Below are 16803 nucleotides of genomic sequence, written 5' to 3'. Positions count from 1 at the left end.
CCCCGTGCTGGCCGCCACCGAGGTGGAGGCGGTCGAGCTGTGCGAGCGTGCGATCGAGTCCCGTCAGCCGCACCAGATCGGCGTGCTCAACGCCGCGAAGATCGTCAATGCGGCGAAGGACCCGGCGCTTCGTCGGGCGCTGCTGAGTTGCGACGAGATCTTCGCCGACGGCCAAGCCGTCGTGTGGGCGAGCCACATCCTCGGGCAGCCGCTGCCCGAGCGTGTGGCCGGCATCGATCTGTTCGAGGATCTCCTCGACCTTGCGAGCAGGAAGCGGTACTCGGTCTATCTGCTGGGGGCAACCCGCGAGGTCCTCGACCGCGTCGTCGAAGTCGTGGAGCAGCGATACCCCAACGCCCGCATCGCCGGGCACCACGACGGCTACTTCAGTGCTGCGGAGTCGGCGGCCGTTGCACAGGATATCGGCGCCAGTTCGCCCGACATGCTGTTCGTCGCGATGACTTCGCCGAAGAAGGAGACCTTCATCGCCGCGAATCAGAACGTCATGAAGGTGCCGGTCACGCACGGCGTCGGCGGATCGTTCGACATCCTCGCCGGAAAGACGGCACGCGCCCCGCGAATCTGGCAGAAGTTGGGGATGGAGTGGGCATTCCGAGTGGTCCAGGAACCACGGCGGATGTTCATGCGGTATTTCCGCACGAATGGAGCATTCATCGTGATGGTCGCGCGCGAATACCTTCGATCGCCCAGACGCTCGAGGCTGGATTGGAACAGATAATGCCGTCATTCAATGGCACCGTCGCGGTCGTGGGGATGGGTTACATCGGGCTGCCGACGGCCGTCATGCTCGCGGCTCAGGGAACCCAGGTCATCGGTGTCGACGTCAACCAGCGAACCGTCGAGATGGTCGCTCGAGGCGAACTTCCCTTCGTCGAGCCCGACCTGGAGACCAGTCTCAGCGGCGTCGTGGCCCGCGGGCGCCTCACCGCGACGACGGAGATGCCGGAGGCCGACGCGTACATCATCGCGGTCCCCACCCCGTTCCAGCCGGACCATACGGCTGATCTGGGCTACGTCCAGGCGGCGGTGGCCGACGTCGCCCCGCGGTTGCATCCGGGTGCGATCGTGGTCATCGAGTCCACCTCTCCGCCCGGAACGACCCAGACGGTCACCGAATGGCTCGCGGAACTCCGCCCAGACCTGAAGTTGCCGAGTGAGGGTGAATCGCAGCCCGACGTCTTCGTCGCCCACTGTCCCGAGCGCGTCCTTCCGGGCTCCATCATGGTCGAGATGGTGCTGAACGACAGGGTCATCGGTGGGATCACACAGCAGTGCGCGGAGAAAGCGGCGGAAATCTACCGTGTGTTCTGCCAGGGGGAGATCCAACTCTGCGACGCCGCGAGCGCGGAGATGGCGAAGCTGGTCGAAAACGCGTATCGCGACGTGAACATCGCTTTCGCCAATGAACTTTCGATGATCTGCGACCAGGTCGGACTCGACGTCTGGGAGGTGATCAAGATGGCGAACCATCACCCTCGTGTCAACATCCTCAAGCCGGGCCCGGGAGTGGGTGGCCACTGCATCGCGGTGGATCCATGGTTCATCGTAGGTGCGGCTCCTGGACTGGCGAAGCTCATCCGCACCGCGCGCGAAGTGAATGATTCGAAGCCCGAGTTCGTCGTCGACCACGTCGTCCGTAGCGTGTCACGATTCCGTCAGCCAGAAGTCGCCTGCTTGGGCCTGACCTTCAAGGCCAACGTCGACGACCTACGTGAGAGTCCGGCTGTCGACATCGTCCAGCTGTTGGCGAGCAGGCTGCCGGACGTGACGATCAACGTCGCTGATCCGATGGTGACAGGACTTCCCAGCCGCCTGACGGGCATTCCGAACATACAGTTCGTGCGGCCCGCCACTGCCGTCGCACAGTCCGACGTCGTTCTGCTTCTGGTCGACCATGACGCGTTCCGGTCGATCAGCCGCCCGATGCTCGAAGGCAAGGTGGTCTTCGACACCCGGGGGTACTGGCGATGATCGAGTCGGGCCGCGACCACCGCAGGCCGGTTCTGATCGTCTACGGCACCCGCCCGGAAGCGATCAAGGTCGCTCCGATCGTGAAGGAGATGGAACGACATGGTCGGCTTCGGCCCGTCGTGGCCGTCACCGGCCAGCATCGAGAAATGCTCGATCAGGTCAACCGAGTGTTCGAGATCGTCCCCGACTATGACTTGAACATCCTGAGCCACGGGCAGACGCTCTATGGCATCACGACGAAGGCGCTGACCGGCCTCGAGCCCATCATCGACGACGTGGCGCCTGCGGCACTCCTCGTCCAGGGCGATACATCGACGGCTCTCGCAGCCGCGCTGGCAGCGTTCTACCAGAAGGTGCCGGTCGTGCATCTCGAGGCCGGGCTTCGGACAAGCAACAGGTACAACCCCTTTCCCGAGGAGATGAACCGCAGGCTGACCACCCAGCTGGCCGACGTGCACCTGGCTCCGACATCGCTTGCCCGTGACAACCTCCTCCTCGAGAACGTGCTGCGCGAACGCATCACGGTGACCGGCAACACCGTCATCGACGCCCTCCGGGTCGTCACGAGCGTTCCCCGCCCGGCGCATGACCCGCAGTTCGCGCAGTTTCTGCGAAACTCCGCGGATCGTCCGGTACTGCTGGTGACGAGCCATCGACGCGAGTCCTGGGGCGAGCCGATCCGCCGTACGGCCCGGGCGGTCGCCGAGCTCTCGCGGCGCCACCCCGAACTGATGGTCCTGCTTCCCGCTCACCGCAATCCGATCGTGAGGGACTCCATCCTGCCGCCGTTGGAAGGCTGTGACAGCGTCGTGGTCACCGAGCCGCTCGACTACCCGGACTTCTGTCAAGCCCTGCAGCGCAGCACCATCGTGCTCACCGACAGCGGTGGGGTTCAGGAGGAGGCGCCCAGCCTGGGCAAGCCGGTCCTGGTGCTGCGGGAGACGACCGAGCGGCCCGAGGCTGTCTCCGCCGGCTCGGCCAAGCTCGTGGGCACAGACGAGCGGTGCATCGTGGCCGAAGTCTCCCGTCTGATCGCCGATCCCGCCGCCTACGACGCGATGGCTCAGGCACGCAATCCCTACGGCGACGGCGCGGCGGCTCGTCGCGGTGTCGACGCCATCGCAGCGTTCTTGGGGCTGGGCAGATCACCGGCAGAATTCGACGCCGGAGCCTGAGCCTGCGGGCGGGCCGCAGGGGACCGTCGCGCCTTTCGGTAGGCGACCGCCAGCCGGTCCGCGCCGAACGGGACGATGAGGATTCCCAGGATGCTGAGCACCACCGCTGCCAGGAATGCTCGCGAAGCGACTCCGCTGGCCTGCACAGCGACAGGGGTGGGAGGCAGCGCAAGGCTGGTGGCCTCCGCCCTCAGGGAAACCCCCGCGTCCGCCTGAAGCGTGGCGAGGATCTCATCGATCCGCGCCGTCTCTTCCGCGATCCGCTGCGTGACAGTGTCGGGGTCCGACGCAGACGCCTGCACCACGATCATCGGATTCGTGTAGTTCTTCGCCCATTGTCCGCCGTAGTCGGGAACGTCGGCGACGACACCATCGTAAATTCCCCGATCGATGATGCTTGCGTCGGGACTGACCGCCGGCGGCGCATTCCTGTCGTTGTTCAGCAGTTTCTCCACGACGCCGGCCAAGGGGATGACATCGCCACCAAGTGGCGTGAGGTAACCCTTCAGGTACGGGGCGACGATCACCACCGAGGTCGACCCCCAGTACACCGTCTGCACATTTCGTGCCTGCGCAACGCCGAATGCTCCCATCGCGACGCACAAAAGGGTGACCACCCATTGTCGTCTCCACAGGGCAAGAAGATCCCAGATCGTCACCGTTTTGGACCCCGATCCTGCCACCGATCCGGACGTTGAGGACGTAAAATATACTACTTGCGGTCGCGAGTGGTCGGCAATGAAGCTGAGACGCGAGAGGCAGTCCGTTGTATCTGAGCAACCTGGCGATGATCGTGCGGCGGCGATGGATTCTCGCACTCGTGGGGTTGGTCTTCACCGCAGGACTCGCAGTTGCCGGGTATTACATTGCGAAGCCCACCTATCAAGCCACAGCGTCGGTCCTGCTGCTGCCTCCCGCTTCCACAGTCCCCGCCGAGGGCAATCCATTCCTTCAGCTGGGCGGACTGGATCTCACTGTGGATCTGCTCGGCAAGGCTCTGTCCGATCAGGCAGTCACACGTCAGATCGAGGCGGCATCCCCGACTGCGGAGGCTGAGGTCGGCCCCGATCCGAGTTCCAGCGGACCGATCGTCCGCATCCAGGTCCAGGACAAGTCCGAGGCCTCGGCTCTGGAAGTGCGGGATCTGCTGGTCGCGATGGTGCCCCCTCGCCTCGCCGAGCTGCAGTCGGCTGTCGGCGTCGACGGCCGGAACCGCGTGACCTCATCGGTGCTGGTGGTCGACGCCGATGCGGAGCCCGTCGGTCGCGACAAGCTGGTCGGAGCCGTCGTGGGAGGCATCGTCGGTCTCGGTCTCTCGCTGATCCTGCTGGTGCTGCTGGACAACGTCCTGCTTCGCCGCGAGGCACGTCGCATCCGTGCCCGCGATGCCCTCGACGAGGATGACTCGGATGAGCCCGGCGTCGAGTCGGCGCCCGAAGACGCTGTCGAGGATCTTCCCCCCGACCGTCGCGGAAGCACTCCTCTCGAGAGCGACTCCTCCCTGCGACGACATCACCGCAGCGTCGGCGAAGACGATCTGGAGAGATCGCTTGCCGACGCGGACGTTCCACAGCCCGCCGCAGCGGTGTCCGAACAGTCCTGAGGAGTGGGGTTTGTCGGCTCTCGTTGCAGGCCTCACGCCGACCGATCGAACCGGACGCGGGCCGGATGCGACGAGCGTCCTGATCGTCTTCATCACGGTCAGGCTCGTACTCCCGTCGCAGTTCGTCGTCGCGGTTCTCCGCGGCGCCGGCTCTCCCGCCCTGCTGCTGGCTTTGTGCTGCCTCGTCTGGTGGAGCCTGGCGCGGATCCAACGAACACACGCGCAGCAGTCATCACCGGTCATCGGAGCGTTGGTGATCTTCACCGCCATGATCCTGGCGTCGTTCTACGTCGGAATGGCTCGACCGATCAGCGGGGAAGAGGTCAGCGTCAGTACCTTGACGTTGATCTCCATCGCCGGCTGGTTCGGAGCCATGCTCCTCGCCCACGACGGGATCCCGAACGCAGAGCGCCTGCTCGACCTCTTGCATTACCTTGCCACTCTCGGTGGCCTGCTGGCGCTCTTCGGTCTGTTTCAGTTCGTCACCGGTCAGTATTGGGTGGACCAGATTTCGATTCCCGGACTGGAAGCGCACCAAGCCGTTTTCAGTGCAACGCTGCGTGAGGGTTTTACGAGGCCAGCCGGAACCTCCGTCCATCCGATCGAGTTCGGCGCAGTGATGACGATGCTCTTGCCGCTCGCCCTCGCCCGCGGCGTCGGTCAACTGCCGATCGCCGGCGCAGGCCGGCTGAGCCTTCTCGCACGCTGGTGGCCGGCGCTCGCCATGGGGCTGGCCATCGTGCTGTCGCTGTCACGATCGGCCGTGATCGGGCTCGCCGTTGGTGCCATCGCTTTGGCGTTGACCTGGACGCCGAGGCAACGGATCGCGGCCATCGGTGGATTGACAGGGCTCCTCGCCGTAGTGTTCCTCGCGGTGCCCGGAGTGGCCGGCTCCATCCTCGGACTCTTTTCGGCGATCGGGCAGGGCGACTCTTCTGTGACGTCCCGCGTGGAAAGCTACGCGATCGCGGATGCCTACATCTCACAGGCGCCGCTGTTCGGCCGCGGCATCGGAACATTTCTTCCGCGCTACCGGATCTTCGACAACGAGTATCTGCTCCTGCTGGTCGAGATCGGATTCCTCGGCGTGATCGCGTTGCTCATACTGATCGCGACGAGCCTGTGGAGCGCCGCCCGGGTCTACCTTCGATCGAACGACGCCAGGTTGCGCGGAGCGGCCGCCGCCGTGGCAGCGTCAACGGGCAGCGGCGCCGTCAGCCTTGCACTCTTCGATGGCTTCTCGTTTCCCATGGTGCCGGGTCTGTGGTTTCTCATGATGGGCCTCTGCGGCGCCACGTACCGCCTGTGGCAGGTGGCCGAACATCGCTATGTCGACAGGACGGACGCGTAGATCTCATCCACCCGGTCCATCTTCGGGCCCCACAGACCCACCTCCAGAAGTCGTTGCCTGGCCGCAACCCCCATCCGGCCCCGCAGCTCTGGGTCGAACGCCAAACGCCGGATGGCGTCCGCAAGGTCTCCGGCCAATTGATCTGGAGAGATCGCGGGCAAGATCAACGCGCATTCGGAGTTCACCGCAGCGGACGGCCCTCCACGATCACAGACGATGAGCGGCAGCCAATGCCCCATTGCCTCGAAGATCACATTTCCTCCGGGCTCGCGGTAGCTCGGGAAGGCGAAGACGTCGGCTCGGTCGTAGAACTGCTCAACCTCCGCCCTGGAGCGACGGCCGTGGAACCGAACGCCCTCCGACAGCCCCTGCGCCCGGACGAGCTCCTGACATGCGGCGAGATCGAACCCATCGCCGACGATGTCCACGACGACGGGGACATCCCGCAGACGCCCCATCGCCGCGACCAGATCCCGAACCCCCTTGGTGCGGATGACCCGGCCGACGAAGAGCACCCGCAGCGGCCGAGATGTGGTTGCTTCGACCTGCTCGCGCGGCTGCACCGCGGGCGCTTCGGGAAGGGCCGTCTCGCTGAGGATCTCCAGCCTCTTGACGTGCAGACCCGAAAGCCGCTCACTGACGTAGTCCGCTATCCCGATCACGCAGGCTGCCCGCTCGTACGTCGCACGCAGCCACGGGTCGTACCGTATCCGCCACGCGTCCAGACGGCGAAGCCGCTGATACCACGGACCTGTTTCCTCGTCCCGAAAGCCGACCGGGGACTCCAAGCTGCCGCCTACCGGTCCGATCACGTACGGCAGCGGGCCGCCTCTGAGGGGACTGGGGTACCTCATCGCGACGGGTACGACCTGATGCGCCAGGTCGAATCGCTGGCCTCCGGCGATGGCACCCCGTATCCACCGTCGAGCTTTACGGGCGAACGTGAAGTAGCCCGGCTTCAGGAGGCTGTTGAACCGCTCCAACCGGCCGATGAGAGCGGGCTCCACCCACTCGATCACCCGCGCGTGCGGCAGTTGCGGGCCGATCTCCGGCGCACCGCGCTTGCGATAGCTGAGGACGGTCACCTCGTGCCGCTTCGATAGGTGGTCCGCCCACTGGAACGCCACCCACGCCTCGCCGACGTCGCCGGAGTCTATCGTCGGCGCCACAAGAAGAAGCTTCACATCCAGACGCTATAGCGGACAGGGGGGAGCCGGTAACCTCGGTCTCGTCATTCATCGGACCGTGCCAAGGAGACGCGCATGGGAGGTTTGGCGATCGTCATCGTCACCTACAACAGCGGCGACTCCGTCGGCCGCCTGTTGCGATCGATCGATCCGGCCTACCCCGGTGGAACTCCCCGGGTGATCGTGGTCGACAACGCATCGACAGACGACACACTCGCACAGCTCGCCCAGTTTCCGTGGGTCGAGGTCATCCAGAGCGCGAACAAGGGCTACGCAGCCGGGATAAACCGAGGAATCGAACACAGTCCTCATGCCGAGGCACATCTCATTCTGAACCCTGACCTCGAGCTGGCCCCTGACGCCATTCGCGGCCTCTTGGCGGAACTCGACGCGCCGAACGTCGGGATCGTGGCGCCGAAGGTGCTCGGCCCCAACGGTGAACTGGAACGCTCCCAGCGTCGAGAACCGACACTCTTGCGTGCTGTAGGTCTCGGATTCACGGGGCTGCCCGCCTTCTCGGAGTACGTTCAGGAGGAGGTCGCGTACGACCACGCCGCGTCCATCGACTGGGCATTGGGAGCGGCACTGCTCGTGCGTCGAGCGTGCTCGCTCGAGGTAGGAGAGTGGGACGAGACGTACTTCCTCTACTCCGAGGAGACGGACTACTGCGCGCGGGCACGTGCTGACGGATGGGTCGTGCGCTTCACCCCGGCTGCGCTGGCAGTCCACGCCGGGGGCGGGTCCGGCCGGAACGATCGGACTCACGTCATGCAGATCATCAACCGGGTGCGCTACTACGCGCGGTCCCATCCCATATACGCCGGTGCTGCCTACTGGGCACTCACTGTTCTGTCCGAACTCACGTGGGTGATCCGAGGCCACTCTCAGTCGAAAGCATCCATCAAGGCCCTCTTGTACCCACGCTTGCGGCCCAGCGAACTGGCATGCGGCCGCCACCTCGTACCTCGCTGACCGATTGAGTCGCGGTCTGTCGAGGTGGACCATTGAGGCAGGGGCCGGACCGGATTCTCAGGGAGGTGAAGCGCGCTCGACTGCGGGGGGCGGCGCCGGGACGCATATGAGCGGAGCGTGAGAAGAGCGTGACCCACAGTGAGGATCTCCTCATGGAAACGCTCTCGAAGAAACCTCCGAGTTACGCTGGGCCCTTCCCCCGAATCCCCAATGCATGGGAGTATACGCATGCGTAAAACACCCCCTCAGACTCGCGCCGGCGCACGCCGGGCGCATTCCCAAAGAGTGACGTGGACTCGATGGCTCACGGCACTCCTGGGTGCCGGAGTGATCGCCGCAACCGCCCTGGTGGCTGTACCGGCCGTCGCAGGCCCGGTGCCCACAGGCATTTTTGCGGATGATCTGACGCCCAAGGTCTCCGCCGACTCCGACGTCACCGCGGTGGAGCTCGGAGTCACTTTCCGGCCCGATGCGAACGGCGACGTAACCGCCCTGCAGTACTACCAGGGCGCTCGCACCTCCGGGGTGACCACGGCATCACTGTGGTCAGCGGATGGTCGACGGCTGGCGACGACGCAGTTCGCCCCCACGTCGCAGGAAGGCTGGCGCACCGTCGCGCTGAAGCAGGCCGTCAGCCTCCAAGCAGGCAAGACCTACGTCGTCTCGTATCACGCGCCGCGCGGCCGCTACCCGGTCACCGAGAACGACCTGCTTCGCACACGGAACCAGAACGGGTTCACCCTCCCCGCCAACGCCGGCGTATACAGCTATGGAGCGTCTAGCTTCCCGCGGAACTCCTACAAGGGCTCGAACTATCTCGTGGACATCCGCTTCGAACCGTCGTCCCGAGACGGGAACCAGCCGACGGCAACCCCCACGCCGACGACTTCTCCGACCGCGACTCCCCGGGCGACGGCAACCCCCACGCCGACGACGACCCCGACCCCGACTCCGCAGCCGACGGCAACCCCCACGCCGACACCCACAAGCACGACTCCGACTCCCACGCCCACCCCGACGAGCGGTGGCGGCACCGGCACGTCGGTGAACTGTGCGGAGCGGCCCAGCAAGTGCGGCTACCCGGACGCCACCAACACCGGCCCCAACACCGGGACCTTCACCAGCGTCCCCGCACAGGCGACGTCCGGCCCCGGCTGGAGATGGGACAGCAACCTGAAGGTCGTGCGTACGACGGCGGCCGGAGCAGTGATGAAGAATCTCGACATCGCCGGCCAGGTCGTGATCGATCACCCGAACGCACTCCTCACCGACTCCCGCGTCAGCGTGTGCGGCGGTTCATCGGACAACGACGTCATCGCGATCCGATACCGCGGTTCGGACGCCTCGTACCGGGGATCCAACGCGACCATCCAGAGGAACGAGTTGATCGGCACACCGGCGGGCTGCACGCACCGTGCACGCTCCGGTGTACGGGACATCTACGGCGAGGCGCCGAACGTGGTGGTCCAGGGCAACGACATCTCGGGTACCGGTAACGGCATCACCGTCGAATACAACGGAACGATCACCGACAACTGGATCCACGACCTGGGCCACCTGCCCGGTGATCACCACTCCGGGATCTCGACACACGGTGGGGCTCTCCAGGTCACCGTGCGGCACAACACCGCCCTCTTGGCGAATACTCCGACCAGTGGAGGCGGCGGGCTCTCGGCAGCGCTCACCATCTACGCGGACTTCGGCCACGCGCAGAACACGACGCTCGAGGACAACTTGATCTCGGGCGGCGCCTACACGATCTTCGGTGGCAACAGCGGTGATTCGTATGACGCATCCCAGCCTGCGACCAACATCAAGATCCTCGGCAATCGGTTCGTCTGCGGCGACTGGGTCTATGGGGCGATCGCCTTCTACAAGGCGGGAACCGGAAACGAGCTGTCCCGCAACTACTGCGACCAGGACCTCAAGGCGGTAGGCGGCTAGGAGGTCCGCCACACCCGGGAACCGAACGCCAGCAGGTTCACCAGGAAGGAACACGTCGCCACAGACGGAGCGACCTCGCCGTCCACGAACTTCGACAGCCACTCTGCGCTGATGAAGTCGTGGGCGGCGAGTGCTTCGATGGCGTCGCGATCCGATCGCAGATGACCGACGACCAGCGTCGCGAGGAGCTCCCCGCCCACCGGCGGGGGTGCCGACCCAGACACTCGCGCACGGACTTTCCGCGCCGCCTTCACCAGCTTCCCTCGTGTGTTCACGATGCGCCCGGAACGGGAGCGCGAGGCGATCACGGCCGGAGTCGGCCGGCCGTCCAGCGGAATGTTCGCCAGGTCGGGGTCGAGCTCGACGAGCACGCGAGCCAGGAACAAGGCATTCTGCTTCTCGGCGGGAGTCAGAGTTCCCACGAGCTCCAAGAACGCTCGATCGAGCATGGGGTTGAACTTTGCTCGCTCGAAGCACGTGGCAGACGCCAGGGAGCCGGCCCACCGTCGCATTCTCTGGTGCAGATACAGCCCGTCGACGGCTTCCAGCCAGTCCGAGTCGGACTCCGACCGCAGCGCCGACCCCACCTGCCGCAGCGCCGAATCCGCCGCCCATCGGCCGAAGTCCGGTGCGAAGATCTCGGCCGACACCGCTTCGTTGGAGAAGAGCCGCCATTGCGCGAGCCGCCGGATGCGACGATCGCTGATGCGGCTCCAGCGGGGTGACCCCAGATAGTAGAACCCTCGAGCCACTTCGCCGCCGAGCCCCTCGATCCGTGGCGCATCGCCGAGAGCCCCTTCCGCCAGGTCGACGGCGGCGCGCGCGATCGGATCCGCGCTTGCCTCGATCCGGTGAGCAGCCGCGCAGCACATCCGGAACGCCTCGGCCGGGTCGAGGACGCCGGGACCGATGAGGTCCTTGACTTCGTGCCTGAGTCCGTACCTGCCAGAAATGGCGGCGGCGATGCTGGCGTCCTCGCTGTCCGGCGCTCGTAGAGTCATCGCGCGAAGACCTGGCCGGCGACTCGGCGGAATAGCCGCAAGGATGATTCGTGAGTCGAGGCCACCCGTCAGCTGCAGTTCGGCATCGGGATGCTCATCCAGGTACCCGCTCAAGAGTGTTCGAAGCATTTCCGCGGCATCTCGGACAGGATCTTTCGACCGGGGAGTCCCGGACATGGAGCGATCCGCGGGGACATACCCTGTCTCGGTCATCAGACCACTCGACGGCAAGACCTCGACGTCCTGGATCAGCGTCTGATGGCCCAGCTGCCAGCCCAGGTGACTCTGCAGCGCGAGCGCTTCGTGATTCATCCGCACGTCATCAGCCAGAAGGGACAGTGCGAGAGCCGATGTCGAAACAGCCGAGAAGTCGCTTGTCACGAGCCCGTACATCTGACGGAAGCCGAGCGAGTCGATGACCACGCTGATGCCTTCGCGCCCCGGCCGCATCGCGGCATACGGTGAAGAGCAGTGGGCGGCCAGCATCGGGTCCCCCATCGAAGACAGGACGTCCCCCGCGGCGAGATCGTGCCCTCCTTGCCGCGCCCCCACGCTGAGGAGGACGGCGCCTCCCTCCTTCGTCGGCGACGTGTTCCAGGACCAGCTCTCGGAGATGCCTTGCACGGGGCCGAATCCATCAGGATGGACTCCCATACGATCGCGCAGACGGTCGACGCCCGGACGCCGGCCATTCTTCGGCAGGAATGAAATGACTCCGCGATGAAGGTAGTCGCGCTCCCCTGGCGTCATGGCATCACCTTTCATCCGCCTCGTTGCGATGTGGGCTCGCGTAACCATCGGGTACCGCCGTCGCATCCCGGGGTGTCATCATGGCTGCGTGCCTCAGATCCAGCACGCCGCAAGCATCATCGTCCCCGCGCACAACGAGGGCAGCCGGATAGGGCTCCTTCTGCAGGAGCTGGTAGACGGCCAAAGCCCCGCGGAGCGACGCCAGATCATCGTGGTGTGCAATGGCTGCACGGACGACACGGCTGACGTGGCGAGGCGATTTCCGGACGTTCAGGTTGTGGAGATTCCCGAGCCAAGCAAGCGGGCAGCTCTCGACGTCGGTGACCTCCACGCGAACATGCCGTACCGGGTATATGTCGACGCCGACGTGATCATCACCTGGGCCGCGATCGCTGAACTGCTCTCCGCGCTCCGCCCGCCCATCCACGTCGCCGCGCCGACTCGGAAGCTCGACGTCCGCGGTGCAGCAGCACCGGTGCGGTGGTACTACGAGGTCTGGCGACAGCTTCCTGGGGTGAAGGATGGTGTCTTCGGGCGCGGGGTCATCGCCATGTCGCCGGAGGCCCTCGCGCGCGCACGCTCGCTGCCGCGCGTGATGTCGGACGATCTGGCGATCTCGGACGCCTTCTCCCCGCAAGAGCGTGTCATCGTCGAGTCGGCGATCGTCACAATCGCGGTCCCACGCACCGTCAAGGACCTCATTCGAAGGCGGATCCGAGTCGTCACTGGCAATGCTCAACTCGACGACCTCGCACTGCGTGCGGACGAGTCGCGAACGAAGGCTGCCGACCTTCTCCGGATTTCGCTCGCCCACCCGGCAAACCCGCTCAAGGTCGTCGTCTTCGGCGTGATCACGGTCGTTTCCAGGCTTGCCTCTCGGCGCCGAGTCCGCTCCGGCGACTTCACGACGTGGCTGCGGGACGAGAGCAGCCGACGCTAAGACCACCATGGCGTCCCCTTTTCTGCGCGCGCTTGGCCAGACTCGATCTCGCTGAGAATGCGAAACAGTTCGGTCGCTCTGCACGTCCATGACAGTCCGTCCACGGAGCGCTGGATCTCTCTCGGCGAGTAACTCTCACCAAGCAGATCGACGATCTTCTCGATGAACTCGCGCGGGCCGTCGGCTGTGCGAACGAACCGTCGATCCAGGTCAGTGACGGGGGCCACATTGGATGCCACAACGGGCACACCGGCGGCCAGATAGTCGAGTGTCTTGAGAGGGAAACTCCGCCGATTGAATGCACTGTCGACATACGGTGTCAGACCAACGCGCAGAGCTTTCATGTACCCCGGAAGAAGACTCGGGGAGACACGGTCGATGTACTGGACGCGAGGAGAGGCAACGAGTTCTTGGAAGGCCGTCGATGCGTCGCTCGTGGCGAAGTACCGTGGCCCGACCAACAAGAGGCTCAGGCCGGCCTCCTGCACGGCGCGCAGGAGGGTGATGTCCGTGCGTTCATTGAACTGTCCGAACACGCCGATGATGGGCCGATCCAGCCAGATGTCAGCGGCCGGTCGGACTGTAGCGATGTCACGGTAGCGGTCATCGTCGAAGCCGTTGGGAAAGAGGCGCACGGGGGTGTCCTCCCGTCGTAGTTCGCCGGCTAGCTCTGGAGTCACCGCCAACGTCAAGTCCGCCGCGCGCAGGTTCATTTCTCGGTCTTTGAGGATCTTGTCCGGCGACATTCCCCACAGTCGTGCGCCGGCGACCATATCGTCGGTCGCGAAGAAGATCTTCATCGCGCCGGGAATCGCGAGGCGGCTCAAGAAGGACTGCGTACCTGACGCAATGGCGGCGAACACGACGATCTGCTCCTCGCGAAGAAGCCTCTTCACATTCCGTATCGTTGCCTGCTCCGAGATCTCGCGAATCCCTGTTCTGCTCACTCCCGGTGGAACATACGTGTGAAGTCTCGTCACGTTGTAGGCACTGTTGCTGACACGGGCAACATCGACGCCGCGACGGTAGGCCGACCACACGGACTGCGGTGGATCAACCCAGATCACGTGCGTCTTCTGTGCCAGTGCCTGCACGAGCATCCGATCAGTCCCGACGACGGCATCCCAGTCGACACCCGCGAAGTACACCAGCGAGCCAGAATCCGCGTCGAGCGGCTCTTTCAGATCGACGCTCTGCCGCATCCCGCCGTCGTTTCGCGGTGCAGTCCCCTCCGCCGTCTTCAGCCCCGCGACAGGGTGCGCGTTGAAGTCGTCCGCCTGCCTATGCCCGGTGAGGCGGGCGGCCTTCTTCCTTGCGTAGTGCGCGACGAACGTACTGCCGGCACGGAGATCCTCGAGCTGGATGGATGAGCCACGCCTCGTCGCATCGACAGCCTCGCGATAGATCTGCAGCTGCTTCTCGGCCGCGCGCTCCAGCGAGAACCGCTGTACCAGTTCACGGCCGAATTCACCGAGTCTTCGTCGTTCGTCCTCAGAGCGAAGGAGCGGGTCCAGCTCGGCGGCGAGCTTCTCGGATCCGATGGACGACCCGTCGCCCACGCCGTACCACCCCTGCCAGAGAAAGGTGTCGGATGTGGTCGGACTCAGTGTCTTGTAGAAACCGCGTTCGCCCTGCACGATGAGGGGCTTTGAAAAGGCCAACGATCGCAGCGCGGAACCGCCCATGCCGAGGACCACATCGGCCACGGCGTAGGCCGGTCTCGGATCGGAGAGCTCTCCGGTGAGGACGACGATCTTCTCGCCCGCCCGCCGGTTCACATCGGCAGCGGCCGACTCGATGAGAGGTCGAGCCGGGCCATCACCGACGAGGACGAGATGAAACCGATTCGGCCCTGCGGCGGATCTTCCCGCAACATCGATTGCGGTGAGAACGCCCTCAGCCTTCAGCTCCGTCGCCAACCTTCCGACACAGGCGACGATGGGCCGGTGATGGAGGCCCCAGGAATTGCGGAATGCGGTCAGAGCTGATTCGGCCACCGGCTTGTTGTGGTGGAGATCCACGGGCGGCTCGAGGAGATGCACGACTGGACGGCCGTGGGCACGTTCGTATGCGGCGATCTGCGCGGTCCCCACGATGAGCGGCATCCACCTCGGGATGAACGGAGCCACCGCCATCGACATGACGGTGCAGACGCTGGCGACGGACGGCCACCTCCGCGAGGTGATCCCTGCCTCAAGACCGGGGGGCCACTCGTAGCCATGGATCAGATCGACGCCACGGTGTGCGGCCACCTCATGCAGATCACGCGCCACCCGCACTGACGGGCGCCTCCCTGGATCCGGCGAAGAGATGAACTCGAGGTCCAGCTCTCGGATGCGGTCGCACAGGACGCCGCGTCGACCGTAGATGAGGCAGTGATGTCCGAGATCGCGAACCGCCGCCGCCAACTCGATCGCGTTCATCTGGCTGCCGCCCATGTTCAGGTCATGGGGGTACACCAGGATTCTCACGGCCCACCGCCCTTCATTGCACGTCGAACGAGGCGTACATCAGCCCGCCGCCAGGATGCCAACGCAGCGATCACCAGGATGGCCAGGACTCCGGCGCTGACTGCCGCGAGCGGGGGCGGTGACACGATGCGGGAGATCAGCCAGCATCCGCACCACAGCACCAAGCCCGCCGCTGTCGGCAGGGCCACCGCGCCGATGAACGCGAACGTTCGAACTCCGACGCGGCGAAGGACGATGAGATAGCAGGGCAGAACTACGACGCCGACTGCTGCGAGCTGCCCGAGTGCGGCTCCGGGTGCACCCATGAGCGCGACACCCGCCAGCATCGCCGGTACCGCGGTGACGAACCAGATCAGCTGGATGACGAGAACCGATCTCGACCGGCTGAGAACGACGAGGTAGTCATAGATGAGTTCGAACCAGACCTTCAGTGCCGCAAGCGCGGCGAGGAAGACGAGGACGTCTGCAGCGGGCAGCCACTGGGGACCATAGAGGAACGCGATGATGGGCGTCGCCGCACCGCTGATGGCCAGACATGCGGGAATGGCGACGATGGTCAGCATGCGGAGAACTCGCAAGAAGTTCCGCACCATGGCCTCCCGATCCTGCTGCAGTTTTGCGAACGCGGCCGGGGCGACGGCGCGCAACGGCTGCGAGAAGATCGAGACCGGCCAGCTCGCCAGGCTGAACGCCAGCACGTAGAAGCCCAGGGCCTCTGCGCCGAGCTGGGATCCCACGATGATCTGATCCGCATAGCCGGAGGCGAAGACCACGATGCTCGCGGCCGCGAGCGGCATGCCGAATGCGACGAGCCGCTTGGCGACCACGCGGTCCCATCCGAACCGGTAGGGCGCCGGGGACCACCACCACAGCATCGCCGCCGAGACGATGCTCCCTGCCAGTCGGCCGATCGCCAGACTCATGGGGCCCATTCCCGCCAGCGCCAGCGCGAGCGAGACGATCGCACCCAGCCACGCGTTGGTCTGATCCGCGATGGCTCGTTGCTTCTGCATGAACTCGCGTTGGAGCATCGCCGCCGGTGTGGCCACCAACCCGTTGATCAGGATCGCCAGCGCCATCACCTGGACGACGGGAGTCGCTCTCACATCGCCCAGTGCGGCGGAGATCGAAGGAGCGCAGATGACGAGGAGGACCGTCAGCAGGGCACTGGTGCTCACCGAGATCGTGTTCACCGTCGGGGCGATGCGCGCGGGATCGTCGGGCCACCGCACGATCGCCAAGCTGACGCCCAGCTCGTTGAAGCTGAGCACCGCGAGCATCGTCACCGTCGCGATCGCGAACACGCCGAAATCGGACGGGCCGAGCACGCGGGCCAGCACGATCCCGATCACGAGCGTGCCGAGGCGCGACGCGATCGTGTTCAGCATGCTCCAGCCCAACGCTCTGGACGCGCGGT

13 protein-coding genes are annotated in these 16803 nt (G+C 65.3%); 8 read left to right on the top strand and 5 right to left on the bottom strand.

What is annotated here, in order from left to right:
• Positions 1-4: 4 nt before the first annotated feature.
• Genes ASF40_RS00160 through wecB form a run of 3 tightly spaced genes read left to right on the top strand, consistent with a single transcriptional unit; the run spans position 5 to position 3167 of the window.
• Positions 5-739, top strand: coding sequence for a WecB/TagA/CpsF family glycosyltransferase (locus tag ASF40_RS00160; protein ID WP_235560072.1), 735 nt, complete (start codon positions 5-7; stop codon positions 737-739).
• Complete coding sequence (gene wecC / locus ASF40_RS00155; protein ID WP_056364749.1) at positions 739-1992, top strand: UDP-N-acetyl-D-mannosamine dehydrogenase; 1254 nt, start codon at positions 739-741, stop codon at positions 1990-1992. Before ASF40_RS00160 ends, wecC begins: the two co-directional genes overlap by 1 nt.
• Positions 1989-3167, top strand: coding sequence for a non-hydrolyzing UDP-N-acetylglucosamine 2-epimerase (wecB, locus tag ASF40_RS00150; protein ID WP_056364746.1), 1179 nt, complete (start codon positions 1989-1991; stop codon positions 3165-3167). The genes wecC and wecB overlap by 4 nt, the downstream gene beginning before the upstream one ends.
• Here the strand turns inward: wecB and ASF40_RS00145 are convergent.
• On the bottom strand, positions 3071-3826 hold the full coding sequence (locus ASF40_RS00145; protein WP_157549301.1) for a hypothetical protein: 756 nt from the start codon (positions 3824-3826) through the stop codon (positions 3071-3073). The two genes, wecB and ASF40_RS00145, sit on opposite strands and share 97 nt — an antisense overlap.
• 107 nt (positions 3827-3933) lie before the next feature.
• Between ASF40_RS00145 and ASF40_RS21240 the strand changes: the two genes are divergently transcribed.
• On the top strand, positions 3934-4770 hold the full coding sequence (locus ASF40_RS21240) for a hypothetical protein (protein ID WP_162239837.1): 837 nt from the start codon (positions 3934-3936) through the stop codon (positions 4768-4770).
• A gap of 10 nt (positions 4771-4780) precedes the next feature.
• A complete protein-coding gene (locus ASF40_RS00135) occupies positions 4781-6121 on the top strand; it encodes an O-antigen ligase family protein (RefSeq protein WP_162239836.1) in 1341 nt (446 codons plus the stop codon).
• On the opposite strand, the gene ASF40_RS00130 is transcribed toward ASF40_RS00135, so the two are convergent.
• Positions 6097-7305: a glycosyltransferase family 4 protein gene (locus tag ASF40_RS00130; protein ID WP_235560071.1), complete on the bottom strand. Its 1209-nt coding sequence runs from the start codon at positions 7303-7305 to the stop codon at positions 6097-6099. The genes ASF40_RS00135 and ASF40_RS00130 overlap by 25 nt on opposite strands.
• A gap of 78 nt (positions 7306-7383) precedes the next feature.
• Between ASF40_RS00130 and ASF40_RS00125 the strand changes: the two genes are divergently transcribed.
• Both ASF40_RS00125 and ASF40_RS21570 read left to right on the top strand, forming a co-directional pair.
• The gene (locus tag ASF40_RS00125) at positions 7384-8280 is read left to right on the top strand and encodes a glycosyltransferase family 2 protein (RefSeq protein ID WP_056364735.1); all 897 of its coding nucleotides are present in this window, start codon (positions 7384-7386) and stop codon (positions 8278-8280) included.
• Between the two features lie 285 nt (positions 8281-8565).
• Positions 8566-10224: a DUF4082 domain-containing protein gene (locus ASF40_RS21570; protein WP_162239835.1), complete on the top strand. Its 1659-nt coding sequence runs from the start codon at positions 8566-8568 to the stop codon at positions 10222-10224.
• Here the strand turns inward: ASF40_RS21570 and ASF40_RS00115 are convergent.
• Positions 10221-11990 carry a hypothetical protein gene (locus ASF40_RS00115; RefSeq protein ID WP_157549295.1) on the bottom strand — a complete coding sequence of 590 codons (1770 nt, stop codon included), beginning with the start codon at positions 11988-11990 and terminating at the stop codon, positions 10221-10223. The genes ASF40_RS21570 and ASF40_RS00115 overlap by 4 nt on opposite strands.
• 73 nt (positions 11991-12063) lie before the next feature.
• On the opposite strand from ASF40_RS00115, the gene ASF40_RS00110 reads away from it, so the two are divergent.
• The gene (locus ASF40_RS00110; protein ID WP_162239834.1) at positions 12064-12915 is read left to right on the top strand and encodes a glycosyltransferase; all 852 of its coding nucleotides are present in this window, start codon (positions 12064-12066) and stop codon (positions 12913-12915) included.
• Here ASF40_RS00110 and ASF40_RS20745 read toward each other — a convergent pair.
• Together ASF40_RS20745 and ASF40_RS00100 are read right to left on the bottom strand one after the other, a co-directional pair.
• A complete protein-coding gene (locus ASF40_RS20745) occupies positions 12912-15386 on the bottom strand; it encodes a glycosyltransferase family 4 protein (RefSeq protein WP_082496759.1) in 2475 nt (824 codons plus the stop codon). The two genes, ASF40_RS00110 and ASF40_RS20745, sit on opposite strands and share 4 nt — an antisense overlap.
• On the bottom strand, positions 15383-16774 hold the full coding sequence (locus ASF40_RS00100; protein ID WP_235560070.1) for a lipopolysaccharide biosynthesis protein: 1392 nt from the start codon (positions 16772-16774) through the stop codon (positions 15383-15385). The genes ASF40_RS20745 and ASF40_RS00100 overlap by 4 nt, the downstream gene beginning before the upstream one ends.
• Positions 16775-16803 lie beyond the last annotated feature (29 nt).

Origin of the sequence: Microbacterium sp. Leaf288 (assembly GCF_001422925.1) — a bacterium.
Classification (GTDB): Bacteria; Actinomycetota; Actinomycetes; order Actinomycetales; family Microbacteriaceae; genus Microbacterium.
The sequence above is the reverse complement of the archived record's forward strand: the minus strand, read 5'-3'. Positions and strand labels throughout refer to the sequence as shown.

Excerpts from the sequence above, each read along its gene's own strand:
- wecC (WP_056364749.1), top strand. The coding sequence starts at position 739 with ATGCCGTCATTCAATGGCACCGTCGCGGTCGTGGGGATGGGTTACATC.
- wecB (WP_056364746.1), top strand. The coding sequence starts at position 1,989 with ATGATCGAGTCGGGCCGCGACCACCGCAGGCCGGTTCTGATCGTCTAC.
- ASF40_RS00125 (WP_056364735.1), top strand. The coding sequence starts at position 7,384 with ATGGGAGGTTTGGCGATCGTCATCGTCACCTACAACAGCGGCGACTCC.
- ASF40_RS00115 (WP_157549295.1), bottom strand. The coding sequence starts at position 11,990 with ATGAAAGGTGATGCCATGACGCCAGGGGAGCGCGACTACCTTCATCGC.
- ASF40_RS00100 (WP_235560070.1), bottom strand. The coding sequence starts at position 16,774 with ATGCTGAACACGATCGCGTCGCGCCTCGGCACGCTCGTGATCGGGATC.